Here is a 19,215-nt window from a genome sequence, read left to right on the forward strand (position 1 = left end):
CGATGTGACAGCTGAAACCACTGTGGCGCAGATTTTTTCGCGCCGGGACTCGCTGCGCTACTGGTCCCCGGTCCGGTACTGCGGAGCCCCCCGCTCGCGGAAACGGCGCCCGGTCATCTTCTGCGCCTCGATGCGGATGAAGTGGTCCCGCCTGCCGTCCACCCACGGTTCGACGAAAGTTCCTGACACTTCGGTCAATTCGTCGATATCGGTGATCGGGTGCGCCGTTCCGACGATCGTCACGCTCCACCCCGTGTGCAGATCGGCGTCCAGTTCGTCGGCCTCGAACGCCACGGTGGCGTTCTGCTTCGCCGCATCGAGTTTCGCGCCACCCGCCACCCTGATGACGACGTCGTCGCGCTTCATCCGGAAGTTGACCGGATGGACGGCGGGCAGGCCGTCCTCGGTGAACACCAGACGGCCCACTCGCACACCGGCCAGCAGATCGAGGCACTGCCTGCGGTTGAGGACATCGAGTTGCTGTCCCTTGGTCATGGTCATCAATCTTCCTGTGCGAGTCGCGCGGTGGCGACAGGCGGGCTTCGCCGCAGTCATCAGTGTCCGCCATGCGGCCTGTGCGGGGAAGGGACCAAAGGCCCTACGCGGCGCGGCCGCAGCGAGAGCACACTGACCACGGTCGAGGCGACGACGCCCGGAAAGGAATCTGCCATGTCCACTGCGGTTCATCCCGAGATCGTCGTCGGGGTCGACGGGTCTGCCGGATCCCACGCCGCCGTTCGTTGGGCCGCTCGCGAGGCGGCGATGCGCCGGGTTCCGCTTCGCCTCCTCCACGTGCTGGCCACCGACGTCAGCGCGGCGTGGGCGATGGCCGTCCCGGCTGCGCCGTTACCTGCCGAGTACTTCGAGAGCCGCGAACAGGATGGCCGCGCCGTTCTCGCCGACGCCGAAACGGTCGCGAAGGACGCAGGCGCGGTCGACGTCACCACGCAGCTCATCCACTCCGCGTCGGTGCCCGGACTCGTCGATGCCGCCAAGGAAGCCGACATGGTGGTCGTGGGCACCCGCGGGCACGGTGCGGTGAAGCGTCTGCTGCTCGGCTCGGTGAGCACCGGAGTGCTGCATCACGCGCGCTGCCCCGTCGCGGTCATCCGTGCCGACGCCGAGCCGGCGGCCGAGACCGCGCCCGTCGTCGTCGGCGTCGACGGTTCGCGGGCTTCCCAACGCGCCGTCGAGATCGCGTTCGAAGCGGCGTCCATGCGAGGTGTCGACCTCATAGCGCTGCACAGCTGGAGTGACCGCAACGAGTCGCTGCATCCGTACGTCGACTGGTCGGCCGTGCAGGCCCCGGCCGAGGAGATGCTGGCCGTCAGCCTGGCCGGTTGGTGTGAGCGCTATCCGGACGTGACGGTGCACCGCAAGTCGGTGTTCGACCGGCCCGCCGAGCATCTGCTCGAGCTCTCGGAGTCCGCACAGCTCCTCGTCGTGGGTAGCCACGGCCGTGGCGGGTTCGCGGGCATGCTGCTGGGCTCGGTCAGCACCGCGGTGGTGCAGGCCGCGCGCACGCCGGTGATCGTGGCACGCGGCCGCTGAAGTCCGCCATACAAAACACAGAGCGCCCCCGGCAGGAATCGAACCTGCGACCTAGGGATTAGAAGGCCCTTGCTCTATCCAACTGAGCTACGGAGGCAGCGTCGGTGAGTGTATCTCGCCGCGCGCGGGGCACCACCACTCCACGCGCAAAGCCGTACCCGTCCGCGCGGCGGCGGGCTAGCGTGGTGTCGACAGTCATCAACGACACCGTCGACAGGAGGGCACCGGGGTGGCAACGAGCGACGTGCCGGAATTGGATGCCGCGGGGTTGCCGGAGGAGCTCAGCCCGTTCGACCAGATCCTGCACCGCGGCGAGGCCAACCCCCGCACGCGCTCGGGCATCCTGACGATCGAGATCCTCGACACCACGCCGGACTGGACCCGGTTCCGCACGCGTTTCGAGCACGCCTCCCGCAAGGTGCTGCGGCTGCGCCAGAAGGTGGTGACGCCAACCCTGCCGACGGCCGCACCGCGCTGGGTCGTCGACCCCGACTTCAACCTCGACTTCCACGTCCGGCGGGTCCGCATCCCCGAGCCCGGCAACATCCGGCAGCTGATCGACCTCGCCGAGATCGCGCTGCAGTCACCGCTGGACATCTCCCGCCCACTGTGGACCGCCACGCTGGTCGAAGGCCTCGAGGGCGGTCGGGCCGCGACCATGTTGCACTTCAGCCACGCGGTGACCGACGGGGTCGGCGGTGTCGAGATGTTCGCCAGCGTCTACGACCTGGAACGCGATCCGCCGCCCAGTGAGGTACCGCCACTGCCGATCCCGCAGGATCTCTCGCCGAACGACCTCATGCGCCAGGGACTCAACCGGTTGCCGTTCTCCATCCTCGGGGGTGTCCGCGGCGCGCTGGGCGGGGCGGCCGGCGTGGTGGGCAAGGTGGTGCGCGACCCGGTCTCGTCGGTCGGCGGGGTGGTCGACTACGCCCGGTCCGGAGCGCGCGTGGTGGGCTCGGTCGCCGAACCCTCGCCGCTGCTGCGCCGCCGCAGCCTCTCGACTCGCAGCGAGGCGATCGACATGTCGCTCGGTGACCTGCACAAGGCGGCCAAGGCCGCAGGCGGCTCCATCAACGATGCGTACCTCGCGGGCGTGTGCGGGGCGCTGCGCCTCTACCACGACGCGTTCGGCCTGCCGGTTCCCACGCTGCCGATGGCCGTACCCGTCAGCCTGAGGTCGGACGCCGACCCGGCGGGCGGAAACCGCTTCGTCGGGGTCAACCTCGCCGCTCCGATCGGCGTGGTGGATCCGCGCGAGCGCATCGCCGAGGTGCGGGCACAGATGACGCGCAAGCGCGAGGAGCGCGCGCTCGACATGGTCGGGGCCATCGCGCCCGTCGCGAGTCTGCTGCCCGACACGGTGCTCGAGGCCATGGCCGGCTCGGTCGTCAACTCCGACGTCCAGGCCAGCAACGTGCCGGTCTATGCGGGCGACACCTACATCGCGGGTGCAAAGATATTGCGCCAGTATGGAATCGGCCCGCTGCCCGGTGTCGCGATGATGGTCGTGCTGGTATCGCGTTCGGGCTTCTGCACGGTCACCGCCCGCTACGACCGCGCCTCGATCACCGATCCGGACCTGTTCGCCGAATGCCTGCTCGCCGGCTTCGACGAGGTACTCGCCATCGGTGGTCCCGGCCGCGCCGGCCCCGCCTCGTTCACCCTGCCTTCTGAAACACCGTCACCGAAGGGGAGTGCGCCACAATGAGTCCGGACGATGGTCAGCGGTCCGAGCGGCGCGCCCTGCGCCTGCCGGGATCGGTCGCGGAGATCCTGGCTGCACCGGAGGGTCCGCAGGTCGGCGCGTTCTTCGACCTCGACGGCACCCTGGTGGCCGGGTTCACCGGCGTCATCATGACGCGGGACCGGTTGCGCCGCAGGCAGATGAGTGTGGGCGAATTCATCGGCATGGTGCAGGCCGGGCTCAACCACCAACTGGGCCGGTCCGAGTTCGAAGACCTCATCGGCAAGGGTGCGCGCATGCTGCGCGGCAGTTCGCTCAGCGACATCGACGAGCTCTCCGAACGGCTCTTCCTGCAGCACGTCCGCGACCGCATCTACCCCGAGATGCGCGCCCTGGTGCGCGCGCACATGGCGAGGGGCCACACCGTCGTGCTCAGTTCGTCGGCGCTGACGGTGCAGGTCGAGCCGGTCGCGCGGTACCTCGGCATCCACAACGTCCTGAGCAACAAGTTCGTGACCGACGACGACGGGTGCATCACCGGTGAGGTGGTCCGGCCCATCCTGTGGGGGCCGGGGAAAGCCCATGCGGTGCAGGCGTTTGCGACCCGCAACGGCGTGGACCTGTCGAAGAGTTACTTCTACGCCGACGGGGACGAGGACGTGGCCCTGATGTACCTCGTCGGCAACCCGCGCCCGACCAATCCTGCGGGCAAGCTCGCCGCCGTCGCAGCCAAGCGCGGGTGGCCGGTACTCCGGTTCACCAGCCGCAGCGGCAGCAATCCGCTGTCGCAGCTGCGGACCGTCGCCGCCATCGGCTCCGTGGTTCCGGTCGCCGCGAGCGCCATCGGGGTGGGCCTGCTCAGCCGCAACCGGCGCACCGGGGTCAACTTCTTCACCTCCACGTGGAGCCGGCTGCTGCTCACCACCGCCGGCATCAACCTCGACGTGCTCGGGCGGGAGAACCTGACCGCGCAGCGGCCCGCGGTGTTCCTTTTCAACCACCGCAACCAGGCGGATCCGCTGATCGCGGGCCGGCTGGTCGAGAGCAATTTCACGACGGTGGGCAAGAAGGAGCTCGAGAACGATCCGCTGATCGGCACCATCGGGAAGGTGATGGACGCGGCCTTCATCGACCGCGACGACCCCAAGGCCGCGGTCGAAGGTTTGCGCAAGGTCGAAGAGCTTGCCCGCAAAGGCATTTCGATACTCATCGCCCCCGAGGGCACCCGCCTGGACACCACCGAGGTGGGCGAGTTCAAGAAGGGCCCCTTCCGCATCGCGATGTCGGCCGGAATCCCGATCGTGCCCATCGTCATCCGCAACGCCGAGGTGGTCGCCGCGCGCGATTCGAGCACGTTCAACCCGGGCACCGTCGACATCGCGGTCTATCCGCCCATCCCGACCGACGACTGGACGGTGGAGGATCTGCCGAACCGCATCGCCGAGGTCCGGCAGATCTACCTCGACACCCTCAAGGCGTGGCCGCAGGGCAAGCTGCCGGTGCCCGCGCTGTACAAGCGCTCACCCGGCGAGACGGTGGAGCCGAGGAAGGTCGCCGAGGCGTCCCCGAAGAAGAAGCCCGCCAAGAAGGCCGAGAAGAAGCCCGCCAAAAAGGCGCCTGCCAAGAACGCCGCGGCGAAAGGCCGACAGTGACGCTGCCCGACGACTACTACGCCAGTTTCAGCACCACCGACGATGCGCTGGTGCTGGCGGCGGCGTCGTCGCCCGCCGAGGTCGAACTGCTCGACGAATGGCTGGCCGCCCAACGCCGCGACAACCCCGACGTCAACGTCGAGGTTCTGCAGTTGCCCGTCGACGGCGAGCCGTCGCCCAGTGTGCTCGCGCAACTGGTCGAGGAACTCGAGGCCGACGAGGACCGCACCGTGGTGCCGGTGCGGGTGTTCTGGGTGCCCGCGGGCCTGCCCACGCGGTCGAAGGTGGTGGCGCTCATCTCGGGCCGCGACACCTACCGCCCGCCGGAGGTGCTGCAGCGTCGCATCCTCAAACGGGACCGGACCCGTGCTCGCGTCATCGCCGGTGAACCGGCCAAGGTCTCCGAGTTGCGTCAGCAGTGGCACGACCACACGGTGGCCGAGAACCCGCGCGAGTTCGCGCATTTCGTGATCCGCCGCGCGGTGCTGGCCATCGAGCGCGTCGAGTACCGGCTGCTGGGTCCGGAGTACAAGTCGCCGCGGCTGGTGAAGCCGGAGATCCTGGCCTCCACCAGGTTCCGCGCCGGTCTGGAGGAGATCCCCGGCGCGACGGTCGACGAGGCAGGCAAGATGCTCGACGAACTCGCCACCGGGTGGAGCCGAGTGTCGGTGGACCTCATCCCGAACCTCAGTCGGTTGATCACCAAGCGGGGGTTCGATCCCCATCTCGACTACGACCGGTCCGAGATCGCCCGGCTGCGGCGCGATCTGGAGAACCACCCCGCCGTACTGCTGTTCTCGCACCGGTCCTACCTCGACGGGGCGGTGGTGCCCGCGGCGATGCAGGAGAACCGGCTGCCCCCGGTGCACATGTTCGCCGGCATCAACCTGTCCTTCGGTTTCATGGGGCCGCTGCTGCGGCGCTCCGGGGTCATCTTCATCCGCCGCAACGTCGCCGGCGACCCGCTCTACAAGTACGTGCTCAAGGAGTACGTCGGGTACGTCGTGGAGAAGCGGTTCAACCTCAGCTGGTCCATCGAGGGCACCCGGTCGCGCACGGGGAAGATGTTGCCGCCCAAGCTCGGTCTGCTGGCCTACGTCGCCGACGCCTACCTCGCCGGCCGCAGCGACGACATCCTGCTGCAACCGGTGTCGATCAGTTTCGATCAGCTGCACGAGATCTCGGAGTACGCCGACTACGCCCGCGGTGGCGAGAAGACCCCCGAGGGGTTGAGCTGGCTGTACAACTACATCAAGGCGCAGGGGGAGCGCAGTTACGGCAAGATCTACGTCCGCTTCCCCGAAGCGGTGTCGATGCGCCAACATCTCGGTGAGCCCGGCGGTCCGATCGCGACCGACGAGTCCGCCAGGCGGTTGGCGATGCAGAAGATGGCCTTCGAGGTGGCCTGGCGCATTCTGCAGGTGACGCCGATCAACGCGACCGCGTTGGTGTCGGGGCTGTTGCTGACCACCCGTGGCGTCGCGCTCACCCTCGACCAGCTGCACCACACCCTGCAGGACGGGCTCGACTACCTCATGCGCAACGACATGCCGCTGACCAACAGCGCGCTGCGCCTGCGCACCACCGAGGGGGTGCTGTCCGCGGTCGACGCGCTGTCCAACGGTCACCCCGTCACCAAGGTCGACAGCGGGCGGGAACCGGTCTGGTACATCGCGGCCGAGGACGAACACGAGGCCGCGTTCTACCGCAACACCCTGATCCACGCCTTCCTCGAGACGTCGATCGTGGAGCTCGCGCTGGCATACGCGGCGCGCGCCGACGGCGACCCGACCGAGGCGTTCTGGTCGCAGGCGGCGCGGCTGCGGGATCTGCTGAAGTTCGACTTCTACTTCGCCGACTCGGCGGCGTTCCGCGAGCACGTCGCCGGGGAGATGTCGTGGCGGGCGGACTGGGAGTCCCAGCTCGCCGCCGGCGGCGAGCAGATCGACGCGCTGCTGCGGGAGAAGCGGCCTCTGATGGCCGGGGCGATGCTGCGGCCGTTCTTCGAGGCCTACGAGATCCTGGCGAGCGCGCTGCGCGACGCCCCCGCCGACATCGACGAGAAAGAGCTGACGACGCGGGCGATGGGGTTGGGCAGGCAGTACGTCGCGCAGGACCGGGTGCGCAGCAACGAATCGGTGTCGGCGCTGCTGTTCAGCACCGCCCGTCAGGTCGCCGCCGATCAGCAGCTGCTCGAGCCCGGCGCCGACCTCGAGGCGCGGCGCAGGGCGTTCTGCGACGAGCTGTGCGGGATCCTGGCCGACATGGACAAGGTCGACCGGTATGCGCGGGACCAGTTCATGGCCCGCGAAGCCGAACGGCGCCGCCGGGCGAAGACGGGATGAACCGCCCACCAGGGTGACGGCGAACACGCCATACCCTGGGAACATGACCACGGTTGCGGTGAAGGCGCGCACCAGCGCGGTGTGGCCGGTGCTGCTGGGGGTGGCGGCGCTGGCCGGCGTCACCGCCGCAGGCATCGGCGCCCTGTCGCTCGCGGACGCGCTGACCGCGACCGGGCTGCCCGACCCGGGGCCGGTCACCACCTACGGGCTGCCGTTCATGCGGGCCGCGGGCGAGATCGCCGCGGTGACCGCCGTCGGCGCCTTCCTGTTCGCCGCGTTCCTGGTGCCGCCGCAGGCCAACGGCGTGCTCGACGTCGCGGGCTACCGGGCCCTACGGTTGGGTACGGCGGCCTCGGCGGTGTGGACGGTGTGCGCGGTGCTGCTGGTGCCGCTGACCGTGTCGGACGTGTCCGGCCAGCCCCTGCGCGATCACCTCAACCCGGTCGAGATCTGGTCGGTGGCGGGCCTGGTCGACGTCGCGGGGGCGTGGCGGTGGACGGCGCTCCTGGCGGCCGTCGTCACGTTGGCGAGCCTGCCGGTGCTTCGGTGGGCGTGGACTCCGCCGCTGTTCGCCGGATCGCTGCTCACGCTGATGCCGCTGGGCCTGACCGGGCATTCCTCATCGGGTGGACAACACGATCTGGCCACCAACAGCCTGCTGATCCACCTCGTCGCCGGGGCGTTGTGGGCCGGTGGTCTGCTCGTGCTGCTGGTCCACACCCTGCGCGGTGGCGCGCACGGCGACGTGGCCGCCCGCCGGTTCTCCGCGGTCGCGCTCTGGTGTTTCGTCGCGATGGCGCTCAGCGGCATCGTCAACGCGCTGGTGCGCATCTTACCCGCCGACCTGTTCCGCACCGAGTACGGCGTCCTGGTGCTCGCGAAGGCGGCCGCGCTGGCGGCGCTGGGGGTCCTCGGCTACCTGCAACGTCGCAAGGGGGTGGCCGGTCTGCAGGCCGACCCGGGCGCGCGGGGTCCGCTGCTGCGGTTGGCGCTGGTCGAGGCGGTGGTGTTCGGTGTGACGTTCGGGATCGCGGTCGGCCTGGGCCGCACGCCGCCCCCTCCGCCGGGTTACGACCCCACCCCGGTGGAGGTTGAGATCGGCTACGACCTCGCGGGCCCGCCGACCGTCACGCGCATCCTGTTCGACTGGCGGTTCGACCTCATCGTGGGCAGCGCGGCGATCATCCTGGCGGCGGTCTACCTGGCCGGGTGGTGGCGGTTGCGGCGGCGCGGTGACGCGTGGCCCGCCGGGCGCACGGTGGCGTGGCTGCTCGGCTGCGCGACTCTGCTGATCACCACGTCGTCGGGGCTCGGCCGCTACATGCCCGCGATGTTCAGCGTGCACATGGTCGCGCACATGCTGTTGTCGATGCTGGTGCCGATCCTGCTGGTGCTCGGGGCGCCGGTCACGATGGCGCTGCGCGCGCTGCCCGTCGCGGGCAAGGGCAAGCCGCCCGGCCCGCGGGAGTGGCTGCTCGCAGCCCTGCACTCCCGGGTGTCACGCGTGCTCACCCACCCGATCGTCGCGCTGGCGCTGTTCGTCGCGGGGTTCTACGGGTTGTACTTCGGAGGTCTCTTCGAGGCCGCCGTCGACGACCACGCCGCCCACGTCTTGATGAACATCCACTTCCTGCTCAGTGGCTACCTTTTCTACTGGGTGGTGATCGGCGTCGACCCGACCCCCCGGCGCATCCCGCAGCTCGCCAAACTCGCGATCGTGTTCGCCTCGCTGCCGCTGCACGCGTTCTTCGGTGTGGTGCTGATGGGGATGAACTCGGTGCTGGCGGAGGGGTTCTACCGGTCCCTGCAGCTCGGCTGGCATGACGATCTGCTGGCCGATCAGAAGCTCGGCGGCAGTATCGCCTGGGCCGCGGGCGAGATCCCGTTGGTGGTCGTGCTGCTCGCGCTGCTCATCCAGTGGCGGCGCAGTGATCAGCGCGACGCCACCCGGCTCGACCGGGCGGCCGAGCGCGACCACGACGCGGACCTGGCCGCCTACAACGCGATGCTGGCCGAACTGGCCCGCCGCGAAGGTCGCTGACGGGGTCTGTCCACAGCGTCCGATTGATCCACAGCGCGCCGGGCGCCCCGACCCGGGCGGTGCCCGGTGTCGGAGTCCTGCCGGTGAATGGGCGGTACCGGCGAGACACCGCCGGCCAGTGGATCAGACACGAATCGAGGCCCATCATGTTCGAGACGCCCATCACCGTCGTCGGCAACATCGTCAACAACCCGTACCGGCAGCGGGTCGGCGATCAGGAGGTGATGCGGTTCCGGGTGGCCAGCAACTCCCGGCGCCGCACCGCCGAAGGATCCTGGGAGCCGGGCAACTCGCTGTTCGTCAGCGTGAGCTGCTGGGGCAAACTGGTCACCGGCGTCGGCGCCTCGCTCGGGAAGGGTGCGGCGGTGATCGTTGTTGGACACGTACACACCAGCGAGTACGACGACCGCGACGGCGTGCGCCGCACGTCGGTCGAGGTGCGGGCCACCGCGGTGGGCCCCGACCTCAGCCGCTGTGTGGCCCGGGTCGAGACGCTGCGCCAGTCCGCCCCCGGCGCCGCTGACCCGTCCGGGGACGCGGAATCCGGTGACGACGGCGGTGACATCGCGGGCGGGCCCACCGACCCCGGCGACCCCGACGCCCCGGAGGCGCTGCCACTGAGCGCCTAGCCGCATCCGGCCACGCCTAGGATGGGGCCCGCGGCAACAGACGTTGACCACGCTTTGAGAAAGGCAACACCACGGCATGGCCGAATTCATCTACACGATGCGCAAGGTCCGCAAGGCGCACGGCGACAAGGTCATCCTTGACGACGTCAACCTGAACTTCCTTCCGGGCGCAAAGATCGGCGTCGTCGGTCCGAACGCGGCCGGTAAGTCGAGCGTCTTGCGGATCATGGCCGGCCTGGACACCCCGAATAACGGTGACGCCTACCTGGCGCCCGGGGCCAGCGTCGGCATCCTGCAGCAGGAACCCCACCTCGACGAGTCGAAGACGGTCCGCGAGAACGTCGAGGACGGGGTGGCGATCAAGGCCAAGCTCAATCGGTACAACGAGGTCGCCGAGCTGATGGCGACCGACTACTCCGACGAGCTGATGGAGGAGATGGGCACCCTGCAGGAGGAGCTCGACGCCGCCGACGCCTGGGACATCGACAGCCAGCTCGAACAGGCGATGGACGCGCTGCGCTGCCCACCGCCCGACGAGCCCGTCACCCATCTCTCCGGTGGTGAGCGCCGCCGCGTCGCGCTGTGCAAGCTGCTGCTGAGCAAGCCGGACCTGCTGCTGCTCGACGAGCCGACCAACCACCTCGACGCCGAGAGCGTGCTCTGGCTCGAACAGCACCTCGCCGCCTACAAGGGCGCCATCCTGGCGGTCACCCACGACCGGTACTTCCTCGACAACGTCGCCGAGTGGATCCTCGAACTCGACCGCGGCCGCGCCTACCCGTACGAGGGCAACTACTCCACCTATCTGGAGAAGAAGGCCGAGCGCATCGCGGTGCAGGGCCGCAAGGACGCCAAGCTGCACAAGCGCCTGCAGGAGGAACTGGCCTGGGTGCGCTCCGGCGCCAAGGCCCGGCAGGCCAAGAACAAGGCCCGCCTCGGACGCTACGAGGAGATGGCCGCCGAGGCCGAGAAGTCGCGCAAGCTCGACTTCGAGGAGATCCAGATCCCGACGCCGCCGCGGCTGGGCAACGTCGTGGTCGAGGTCGAACACCTCGACAAGGGTTTCGAGGGCCGCACGCTGATCAAGGACCTGTCCTTCACGTTGCCCCGCAACGGGATCGTCGGCGTCATCGGACCCAACGGCGTCGGCAAGACGACGCTGTTCAAGACGATCGTCGGTCTGGAACAGCCCGACAGCGGCACCGTCAAGGTCGGCGAGACCGTCAAGCTCAGCTACGTCGACCAGAACCGCGCCGGCATCGACCCGAAGAAGAACGTGTGGGAGGTGGTCTCCGACGGCCTCGACTACATCGAGGTCGGGCAGAACGAGATCCCCTCGCGCGCCTATGTTTCGGCGTTCGGGTTCAAGGGGCCCGATCAGCAGAAGCCGGCCGGGGTGCTGTCCGGCGGTGAGCGCAACCGGCTCAACCTCGCGCTGACCCTCAAGGAGGGCGGCAACCTGATCCTGCTCGACGAACCCACCAACGACCTCGACGTGGAAACGCTGAGTTCGCTGGAGAACGCGCTGGAGAGCTTCCCCGGTTGCGCCGTGGTGATCTCTCACGACCGGTGGTTCCTCGACCGCACCTGCACGCACATCCTGGCGTGGGAGGGCGACGACGACAACGAGGCGAAATGGTTCTGGTTCGAAGGCAACTTCGGTGCCTACGAGGAGAACAAGGTGCAACGTCTCGGGGCCGAGGCCGCCCGTCCGCACCGGGTGACCCACCGCAGGCTGACTCGCGACTAGTCTCGCTCGTGCACCCTCCAACGACGGGCGGTGCGCGGGTGTGAGTCAGGAGTGATCCGCATGACGGGAACCGGTGCCGACGCAGCGCGCGACCCCTCGACGGACACGCTCGACCAGCTGGCGAAGGCCTACGCCGAGACGTATCGCGGACCGCAACAGGGGGAGTCGGCGGAGGACAGCGTGACGACGGGTCCGGTGAACCCGGCGGACATGCTGGAATCGTCGGACCTCGTGCTGGCCCATCACCGGCTCGCCGAGCGCAGGCAACCCGGCGAGACGCTCGTCGCGATGTACGGCGCCGACGGTGTCGGCCCCGCGCTGCAGGTGGTCACCGACCAGGCGCCGACGCTGATCGACTCGGTGACGGTGCTGCTGCACCGGCTCGGCGTCGCCTACCGGGCGATCATGAACCCGGTGCTGCGCGTGCGGCGCGGGTCCTCCGGTGAGTTGCTCGACGCGCGTCCGGTGTCCGAGGCGGCCGACGGCGACGGCGTCGACGAGGCGTGGATCCACATCGAGCTCACCGATTCCGCCGACCGCTCGTCGGTGGAGGCGGCCAGGCGGATGTTGCCGCGCATCCTCGCCGACGCCCGTCAGGTCGGCGTCGACGGCAGCGCCATGGTGGCGCGGCTGCAAGGGCTGGCCAACCACATCGAGGCCGACGCGGAGGGGCACTTCACCGCACCCGAGCGCAAGGACGTCGCGGCGCTGGCGCGCTGGCTCGCCGACGGACACTTCATCCTCATCGGCTGCCAGCGGTGTCCGGTCACCGATACCGAATCGTCGGTCGAGGCCGACAGCCGCCTCGGGGTGCTGCGGCTCCGCGAAGACGTCCTGCCGCCGCTGACCCGCGAGGGCGACCTGCTCGCCCTCGCGCAGGCCACGATCCCGAGCTACGTGCGCTACGGCGCCAACCCGTACATCATCGTCGTCCGCGAAGAGGGCGCAGGCGGCGAGGGTTACGACGCCGTCGAACACCGCTTCGTCGGCCTGTTCACGGTCGCCGCGATGAACGCCAATGTGCTGGGCATACCGCTGATCTCGCGGCGGGTCAACGAGGCACTGGCGATCGCCCAGCGCGACCCCAGCCATCCCGCGCAGCTGTTGCTCGACATCATCCAGACCATTCCGCGTCCGGAGCTGTTCGCGCTGAAGGCCGACGAACTGCTCGACATGGCGATGGCGGTCATCGATCTGGGCTCCCGCAGGCGCACGTTGCTGTTCCTGCGCGCGGACAGCCTCGCCCACTTCATCGCGTGTCTGGTGTACCTGCCGAGAGACCGCTACACCACCGCCGTCCGGCTCGAGATGCAGGACATCCTGGTCCGCGAGCTGGGCGGTGTGGGCATCGACTACTCCGCCCGGGTGAGTGAATCCCCCTGGGCGGTGGTGCATTTCACCGTCCGGCTCCCGGACGGTACGCGTCCCGGTGACGTCGACATCTCACCGGAGAACGAGGAGCGCATCCAGCGTGCACTCACCGAGGCCGCCCGCACCTGGGGTGACCGGTTGCTCGGCGCGGTCGCGTCCGGAGACCTGGAGCAGGAAGCGGCCGAGCACTACGCCGTCGCGTTCCCCGAGGATTACAAACAGGCGGTCGCACCGGCCGAAGCGATCGGTGACATCGCGATCATCGAGGCGCTGCAGGACAATTCGGTCAAACTTCTGTTCGCCGAGGGCGGAGAGGACCGGGTCGGCAAGCTCACCTGGTATCTCGGCGGACGGTCGGCATCCCTGAGCCACCTGCTGCCCATGCTGCAGTCCATGGGTGTCGTCGTCCTCGAGGAACGCCCATTCACGGTGACCCGCCCCGACGGTCTGGCCGTGTGGATCTACCAGTTCAAGATCCGGCCGCACCACACCATGCCCGAGTCGAAGGGCGACAAGTCCGACCGGGACGCGACCGCGGCCCGGTTCGCCGACGCGGTCACCGCGATCTGGAACGGCCGCATGGAGATCGACCGGTTCAACGAACTGGTGCTGCGGGCCGGGCTGACCTGGCCGCAGGTGATGGTGCTGCGGGCATATGCGAAGTACCTGCGGCAGGCCGGGTTTCCGTACAGCCAGGCATTCATCGAATCGGTGGTCAACGACAATCCGCACACCGCGCGGTCGCTGGTCGAACTGTTCGAGGCGCTGTTCGACCCGACCGAGGCCGCCAAGGACCGCGACGCCCAGAGTGCGGCCGCGGCCGTGGCGGCCGACATCGACGCGCTCACGGGCCTCGACACCGACCGGGTGCTGCGCGCGTTCGCCTCGATGATCCAGGCCACGCTGCGCACCAACCATTTCGTCGGGCGCGCGGAGTCAGCGCGGGCGCGCGACGTGCTCGCCGTCAAACTCGACCCCGGCCTGATCGACGAACTCCCGCTGCCCCGGCCGAAATTCGAGATCTTCGTGTACTCGCCCCGGGTCGAGGGCGTGCACCTGCGGTTCGGCCACGTCGCCCGCGGAGGTCTGCGGTGGTCGGACCGGCGCGAGGACTTCCGCACCGAGATCCTGGGTCTGGTCAAGGCGCAGGCGGTGAAGAACGCCGTGATCGTGCCCGTCGGCGCCAAGGGCGGGTTCGTCGTCAAACAGCCGCCGGTCCCGACCGGGGACGCCGCCGCGGACCGCGACGCCCAGCGCACCGAGGGAGTGGACTGCTACACGCTGTTCATCAGCGGCCTGCTGGACGTCACCGACAACGTCGACAAGGTCAGCGGCGAGGTCGTCGCACCCCCCGACGTGGTCCGCCGCGACGGGGACGACGCCTATCTCGTGGTGGCCGCCGACAAGGGCACCGCGACGTTCTCCGACACCGCCAACGAGGTGGCCAAGTCCTACGGCTTCTGGCTGGGTGACGCCTTCGCGTCCGGTGGGTCGGTCGGCTACGACCACAAGGCGATGGGCATCACCGCCAAGGGCGCCTGGGAGTCGGTCAAACGCCACTTCCGGGAGATGGGCGTGGACACCCAGTCGGAGGACTTCACGGTCGTCGGGATCGGCGATATGAGCGGTGACGTGTTCGGCAACGGGATGCTGCTGTCCGAACACATCCGGCTCGTCGCCGCCTTCGACCACCGCCACGTCTTCCTCGACCCCGACCCGGACGCGGCGACGTCGTTCCGGGAGCGCCGGCGGCTGTTCGGCCTGCCCCGCTCGTCATGGGAGGACTACGACCGCTCCCTGATCAGCGAGGGCGGCGGCGTGTACAGCCGCGAGCAAAAGTCCATCCCGGTGCACCCACGGGTTCGCGAGGTGCTCGGCCTCGACGACAGCGTCGAGGAGATGACGCCGCCCGCGCTGATCAAGGCGATCCTCAAGGCGCCGGTCGACCTGCTGTGGAACGGCGGGATCGGCACGTACGTCAAGGCCGAGGCCGAATCCGACGCCGACGTCGGTGACCGCGCCAACGATCCGGTACGCGTGAACGCGAATCAGGTGCGCGCCAAGGTGATCGGCGAAGGCGGCAACCTCGGCGTCACCTCCCGGGGGCGCATCGAGTTCGACCTGTCCGGCGGCCGGATCAACACCGACGCCCTTGACAACTCCGCGGGCGTGGACTGCTCCGACCACGAGGTCAACATCAAGATCCTCATCGACTCGCTGGTGACGGCGGGCAAGGTCAGCCCCGCTGAACGCACCGACCTGCTGTTGTCGATGACCGACGAGGTCGGCGACCTGGTGTTGTCGGACAACCGCGACCAGAACGACCTGATGGGCACCAGCCGCGCCAACGCGGCGAGCCTGCTGCCCGTGCACTCCCGCATGATCAGCCAGTTCGTCGCGGAGCGCGGGATGAACCGCGAACTCGAGGCGCTGCCCACCGATAAGGAGATCCGCCGCCGGTTGGACGCCGGGATGGGGCTCACCTCACCGGAACTGGCGACTCTGATGGCACACGTGAAGCTGGCGCTCAAGGCCGATCTGCTCGACAGCGAACTGCCCGACCAGGAGGTCTTCGCCGCCCGCCTGCCGCGGTACTTCCCGTCCACGCTGCGCGACCAGTTCGCCGCCGACACGCGATCGCACCAGCTGCGCCGCGAGATCGTCACGACGATGCTCGTCAACGACGTCGTCGACACCAGCGGCATCACGTACGCCTACCGGGTCACCGAGGACGCCGGGGTGGGGCCGGTCGACGCGGTGCGGAGTTTCGTCGCGGTCAACGCCATCTTCCGGGTGGGCGACGTGTGGCGGCAGATCCGCGCCGCGGACCTGCCGGTCGCGGTCAGTGACCGGATGACACTGGACCTGCGCCGGCTCATCGACCGGGCGGCGCGCTGGCTGCTGAACTACCGGCCCCAGCCGCTGGCGGTCGGCGCGGAGATCAACCGCTTCGCCGACAAGGTGGCCGCACTCACCCCCCGGATGGAGGAGTGGTTGCGCGGCGACGACGAGGCGATCGTGGCCAAGGAGGCCGGCGACTTCTGCTCCCACGGCGCGTCGAAGGAGCTCGCGTACGCGGTGGCGACCGGGCTCTACCAGTTCAGCCTGCTCGACATCATCGACATCGCCGACATCGACGACCGCGACCCCGCGGAGGTCGCCGACACGTACTTCGCGCTGATGGACCACCTCAACACGGACAGCCTGCTGACCGCGGTGTCCCGGCTGCCTCGCGGTGATCGCTGGCATTCGTTGGCGCGGTTGGCGATTCGTGACGACATCTACGGCTCGATCCGTTCGCTGTGCTTCGACGTGCTCGCCGTCGGTGAGCCGGACGAGAACGGCGAGGAGAAGATCGCCGAGTGGGAGATGACCAACGGGTCGCGGGTGGCGCGCGCGCGGCGCACGCTCACCGAGATCTACCAGGACGGTGAACGGGACCTGGCGACACTGTCGGTGGCGGCGCGCCAGATTCGCAGCATGACACGATCGAGTGGAACGGGGTCTTCAGGGTGACAGCAGGTTTCGTGGCGCCGGTGCACGTGCGGTGGTCCGACATCGACATGTACCAGCACATCAACCACGCCACGATGGTCACCATCCTCGAAGAGGCCCGGATCCCGTTCCTGCGCGAGCCGTTCGAGGCGACGATCACCGACATCGGTCTGTTGATCGCCGACGTGCACATCTCCTACAAGGGGCAGCTGCGCCTGATCGACTCGCCGCTGCAGGTCACCATGTGGTCCAAACGTGTTCGCGCGGTGGATTTCACGATCGGATACGAGGTCCGTTCCGTCGGTGCCGCCGCGGACTCCAGGCCGTCGGTCATCGCCGAGACCCAGTTGGCCGCGGTGCACATCGAGGAGCAGCGGCTGGAACGGCTGACGCCCGACCAACGTGCCTACCTGCAACGCTATCTGCGATGAGCGGCCGGGAACGCGGGCTCTGGCTGGTCGATCCCGGCGAACGTGACGATCTCGCCACCTTCGCCGAGCGGGCGGTGCGCCTCGACGGCGCCGCGGTGGTGCGGTTGCGTGAGCGTGCCGACGGCGGTGTCGTCGCCTATGTGACAACGGGTTTCGACGTGCTGGCCAGCCGGGTCGTGCGGGGGCGGGTGCGCCCGAAGGACCTCTGCGCCGGCGCCGACGCGCTGGCCGCGGGGCTGGCGGCCATGGACCGGTCCGGATTCGTGGACACCGGGTTCCCGATGGACTCGGCGTGGCGTGGTGCCGTGCCTGCCGATGCGGGGTTCACCCATCTGGACGACGTCCCTGCCGGGGTGATGCTCGACCTGGTGGACAGGGGCGGCGCGCTGGTGCGGCAGCACAGCGGCGCCCACGGCCCGCCCCCGTCGCTGCTCGACCAGGAGGTGATCACGGTCAGCGAGGGTGGTGACAGCGTCGGCGTCCCGATGCGATGTGTCTTCGCGCTCACCGCAATGGGTTTCCTGCCGCCGAGCAGCGCGGCGCTCGCCGCCGGCGACATCGTGCGGATCCGGGTGTCGCCCACATGGTTGCGTATCGACGCCCGGTTCGGTTCGGTGCTGCGGCGGCGCGGCGACCCCGCTGTCGTGTTGCGTTAGACCACCCAGGCGGCCGCGTCGGGGGGCAACCGGGAGGGACTCGACGGGGACTGCTTCTCCAGCGCGGCGCTGGCGATCACCACCTCACCCGGGGGCAGGTCGACCGGGCGCTCACTCGCGTTGAGCACACACGTCAGCCCGCCGTCGGTGCGCAGGGTCAACACCCCGTCCTCGGCGGACAGCCGGGTCAGCGCGCCCCCGTCCACGCCGGAGCGATCCCGGCGCAGCCGCAGCGCCCGGCGGAAGAAGTGCAGCATCGAGTCCGGGTCGGCCAGCTGACGTTCGACCGTCGACGACGCCCACTCCGGCGGCATCGGCAGCCAGGTGTCGGCCGTCGTCGAGAAGCCGAACGGGGGAGCGTCACCGCTCCACGGGATGGGCACCCGGCACCCGTCACGGCCACGTTCGGTGCGATCGGAGCGTTCCCACACCGGATCCTGGAGCACGTGGTCGGGCAGGTCGACGTTCGGCAGTCCGAGCTCCTCGCCGTTGTAGACGAACACCACGCCGGGCAGCGCCAGCATCACCAGCGCCATCGCGCGCGCCCGGGCCAGCCCGATCCGGCCGCCGCCGTACCGGGTGACCTCGCGCTCGACGTCGTGGTTGGACAGCGTCCACGTCGGCGTCGCGTCCTCCAGGGCCACGGCGGCCAGCGAGTTCTCGATCGCGTCGCGGATCTCGTCGGCGCCGAACTCGGCGCGCACCAGCCGGAAGTTGAACCCCAGATGCAGTTCGTCGGGTCGCAGATAGGCGGCGAACGCGGCGTTGTCGTACACCCAGACCTCGCCGACGGCGACCGCGCCGGGGTAGTCGTCGAGCACCGAACGGATGTGGCGGTGGATGTCGTGGACGCCTTCGTGGTCGAACCGGGGGTCGCCGTCCATGTCGGCGAGCATCTTGTTCTCGGCGATCGTCATGTCGGGCAGGTCCCTGGGCTTGGACATGCCGTGGGCCACGTCGATGCGGAAACCGTCGACGCCGCGGTCCAGCCAGAACCGCAGCGTCTTCTCGAGATCCTCGGAGACCTCGGGGTTGGCCCAGTTCAGATCGGGCTGTTCGGGGTCGAACAGGTGCAGGTACCACTGCCCGGGCCGGCCGTCCGGTTCGACGACGCGCGTCCATGCCGGGCCGCCGAAGACCGAGACCCAGTTGTTGGGCGGGAGCAGACCGTCGGGCCCGGTGCCGTCGCGGAACAGATAGCGCTCCCGCTGGGCACTGCCCGGACCCGCGGCCAGCGCCGCCTGAAACCACGGGTGTTGCGAGCTGGTGTGGTTGGGCACCAGGTCCATCGTGACCCGGATGCCACGGTCATGGGCGGCGGCGATCAGCCGGTCCAGCGCCTCGATGCCGCCGAACAGCGGGTCGATGTCGCGCGGATCGGCGACGTCGTACCCGTGGTCGGCCATGGGGGAGACGGTCACCGGATTGAGCCACAGCGCGTCGACGCCCAGGGCGGTCAGGTGGTCCAGCCCGGCGGTGACACCGTCGAGGTCACCGACGCCGTCGCCGTCGCTGTCGCGGAAGGAGCGGGGATAGACCTGGTAGAACACCGCGCGCGACCACCAGGGCGGGTCCGTTGCCGGGGGGTGAGCCATTGCGCCCATTGT

At 69.3% G+C, this 19,215-nt stretch carries 12 protein-coding genes and 1 tRNA gene; 10 read left to right on the top strand and 3 right to left on the bottom strand.

Annotated elements, in window-relative coordinates; translation table 11 throughout:
- Positions 1-57 precede the first annotated feature (57 nt).
- A complete protein-coding gene (locus AU196_RS15585; RefSeq protein WP_059095971.1) occupies positions 58-495 on the bottom strand; it encodes a pyridoxamine 5'-phosphate oxidase family protein in 438 nt (145 codons plus the stop codon).
- Between the two features lie 174 nt (positions 496-669).
- Here AU196_RS15585 and AU196_RS15590 point away from each other — a divergent pair, with 174 nt between their 5' ends.
- Positions 670-1,551 (top strand): universal stress protein, encoded by an 882-nt coding sequence (locus AU196_RS15590; protein ID WP_059095972.1) that lies wholly within the window; start codon positions 670-672, stop codon positions 1,549-1,551.
- Between the two features lie 23 nt (positions 1,552-1,574).
- Here the strand turns inward: AU196_RS15590 and AU196_RS15595 are convergent.
- Positions 1,575-1,648: transfer RNA gene (locus AU196_RS15595), tRNA-Arg, on the bottom strand.
- A 132-nt stretch (positions 1,649-1,780) separates the two neighbouring features.
- Here AU196_RS15595 and AU196_RS15600 point away from each other — a divergent pair.
- From AU196_RS15600 to AU196_RS15640, 9 genes are all read left to right on the top strand, one after another.
- Positions 1,781-3,262 (top strand): wax ester/triacylglycerol synthase family O-acyltransferase, encoded by a 1,482-nt coding sequence (locus tag AU196_RS15600; RefSeq protein WP_059095973.1) that lies wholly within the window; start codon positions 1,781-1,783, stop codon positions 3,260-3,262.
- On the top strand, positions 3,259-4,890 hold the full coding sequence (locus tag AU196_RS15605; protein WP_059095974.1) for an HAD-IB family hydrolase/lysophospholipid acyltransferase family protein: 1,632 nt from the start codon (positions 3,259-3,261) through the stop codon (positions 4,888-4,890). The genes AU196_RS15600 and AU196_RS15605 overlap by 4 nt, the downstream gene beginning before the upstream one ends.
- Positions 4,887-7,235, top strand: a complete 2,349-nt coding sequence (locus tag AU196_RS15610; protein ID WP_059095975.1) for a glycerol-3-phosphate 1-O-acyltransferase — start codon at positions 4,887-4,889, stop codon at positions 7,233-7,235. The genes AU196_RS15605 and AU196_RS15610 overlap by 4 nt, the downstream gene beginning before the upstream one ends.
- Positions 7,236-7,278: 43 nt before the next feature.
- Positions 7,279-9,276 carry a bifunctional copper resistance protein CopD/cytochrome c oxidase assembly protein gene (locus AU196_RS15615; RefSeq protein WP_059095976.1) on the top strand — a complete coding sequence of 666 codons (1,998 nt, stop codon included), beginning with the start codon at positions 7,279-7,281 and terminating at the stop codon, positions 9,274-9,276.
- A gap of 146 nt (positions 9,277-9,422) precedes the next feature.
- The gene (locus AU196_RS15620) at positions 9,423-9,905 is read left to right on the top strand and encodes a single-stranded DNA-binding protein (protein WP_059096099.1); all 483 of its coding nucleotides are present in this window, start codon (positions 9,423-9,425) and stop codon (positions 9,903-9,905) included.
- 76 nt (positions 9,906-9,981) lie between these two features.
- Complete coding sequence (ettA, locus tag AU196_RS15625) at positions 9,982-11,655, top strand: energy-dependent translational throttle protein EttA (protein WP_059095977.1); 1,674 nt, start codon at positions 9,982-9,984, stop codon at positions 11,653-11,655.
- A gap of 60 nt (positions 11,656-11,715) precedes the next feature.
- Positions 11,716-16,542 (top strand): NAD-glutamate dehydrogenase, encoded by a 4,827-nt coding sequence (locus AU196_RS15630; RefSeq protein WP_059096100.1) that lies wholly within the window; start codon positions 11,716-11,718, stop codon positions 16,540-16,542.
- Complete coding sequence (locus AU196_RS15635) at positions 16,539-16,952, top strand: acyl-CoA thioesterase (protein ID WP_059095978.1); 414 nt, start codon at positions 16,539-16,541, stop codon at positions 16,950-16,952. The genes AU196_RS15630 and AU196_RS15635 overlap by 4 nt, the downstream gene beginning before the upstream one ends.
- Entirely contained in the window at positions 16,949-17,608 is a 660-nt protein-coding gene (locus AU196_RS15640) for a DUF8010 domain-containing protein (protein ID WP_059095979.1), read from the top strand. The genes AU196_RS15635 and AU196_RS15640 overlap by 4 nt, the downstream gene beginning before the upstream one ends.
- On the opposite strand, the gene AU196_RS15645 is transcribed toward AU196_RS15640, so the two are convergent.
- Positions 17,605-19,212 carry a glycoside hydrolase family 13 protein gene (locus tag AU196_RS15645; protein ID WP_059095980.1) on the bottom strand — a complete coding sequence of 536 codons (1,608 nt, stop codon included), beginning with the start codon at positions 19,210-19,212 and terminating at the stop codon, positions 17,605-17,607. The genes AU196_RS15640 and AU196_RS15645 overlap by 4 nt on opposite strands.
- Positions 19,213-19,215: the final 3 nt, after the last annotated feature.

The sequence above is a fragment of the Mycobacterium sp. IS-1742 genome (assembly GCF_001500125.1).
Lineage (GTDB): Bacteria > Actinomycetota > Actinomycetes > Mycobacteriales > Mycobacteriaceae > Mycobacterium.

Coding starts and splice junctions, on each gene's coding strand:
- AU196_RS15585 (WP_059095971.1), bottom strand. CDS start 495: ATGACCAAGGGACAGCAACTCGATGTCCTCAACCGCAGGCAGTGCCTC.
- AU196_RS15590 (WP_059095972.1), top strand. CDS start 670: ATGTCCACTGCGGTTCATCCCGAGATCGTCGTCGGGGTCGACGGGTCT.
- AU196_RS15605 (WP_059095974.1), top strand. CDS start 3,259: ATGAGTCCGGACGATGGTCAGCGGTCCGAGCGGCGCGCCCTGCGCCTG.
- AU196_RS15615 (WP_059095976.1), top strand. CDS start 7,279: ATGACCACGGTTGCGGTGAAGGCGCGCACCAGCGCGGTGTGGCCGGTG.
- AU196_RS15620 (WP_059096099.1), top strand. CDS start 9,423: ATGTTCGAGACGCCCATCACCGTCGTCGGCAACATCGTCAACAACCCG.
- ettA (WP_059095977.1), top strand. CDS start 9,982: ATGGCCGAATTCATCTACACGATGCGCAAGGTCCGCAAGGCGCACGGC.
- AU196_RS15630 (WP_059096100.1), top strand. CDS start 11,716: ATGACGGGAACCGGTGCCGACGCAGCGCGCGACCCCTCGACGGACACG.
- AU196_RS15640 (WP_059095979.1), top strand. CDS start 16,949: ATGAGCGGCCGGGAACGCGGGCTCTGGCTGGTCGATCCCGGCGAACGT.
- AU196_RS15645 (WP_059095980.1), bottom strand. CDS start 19,212: ATGGGCGCAATGGCTCACCCCCCGGCAACGGACCCGCCCTGGTGGTCG.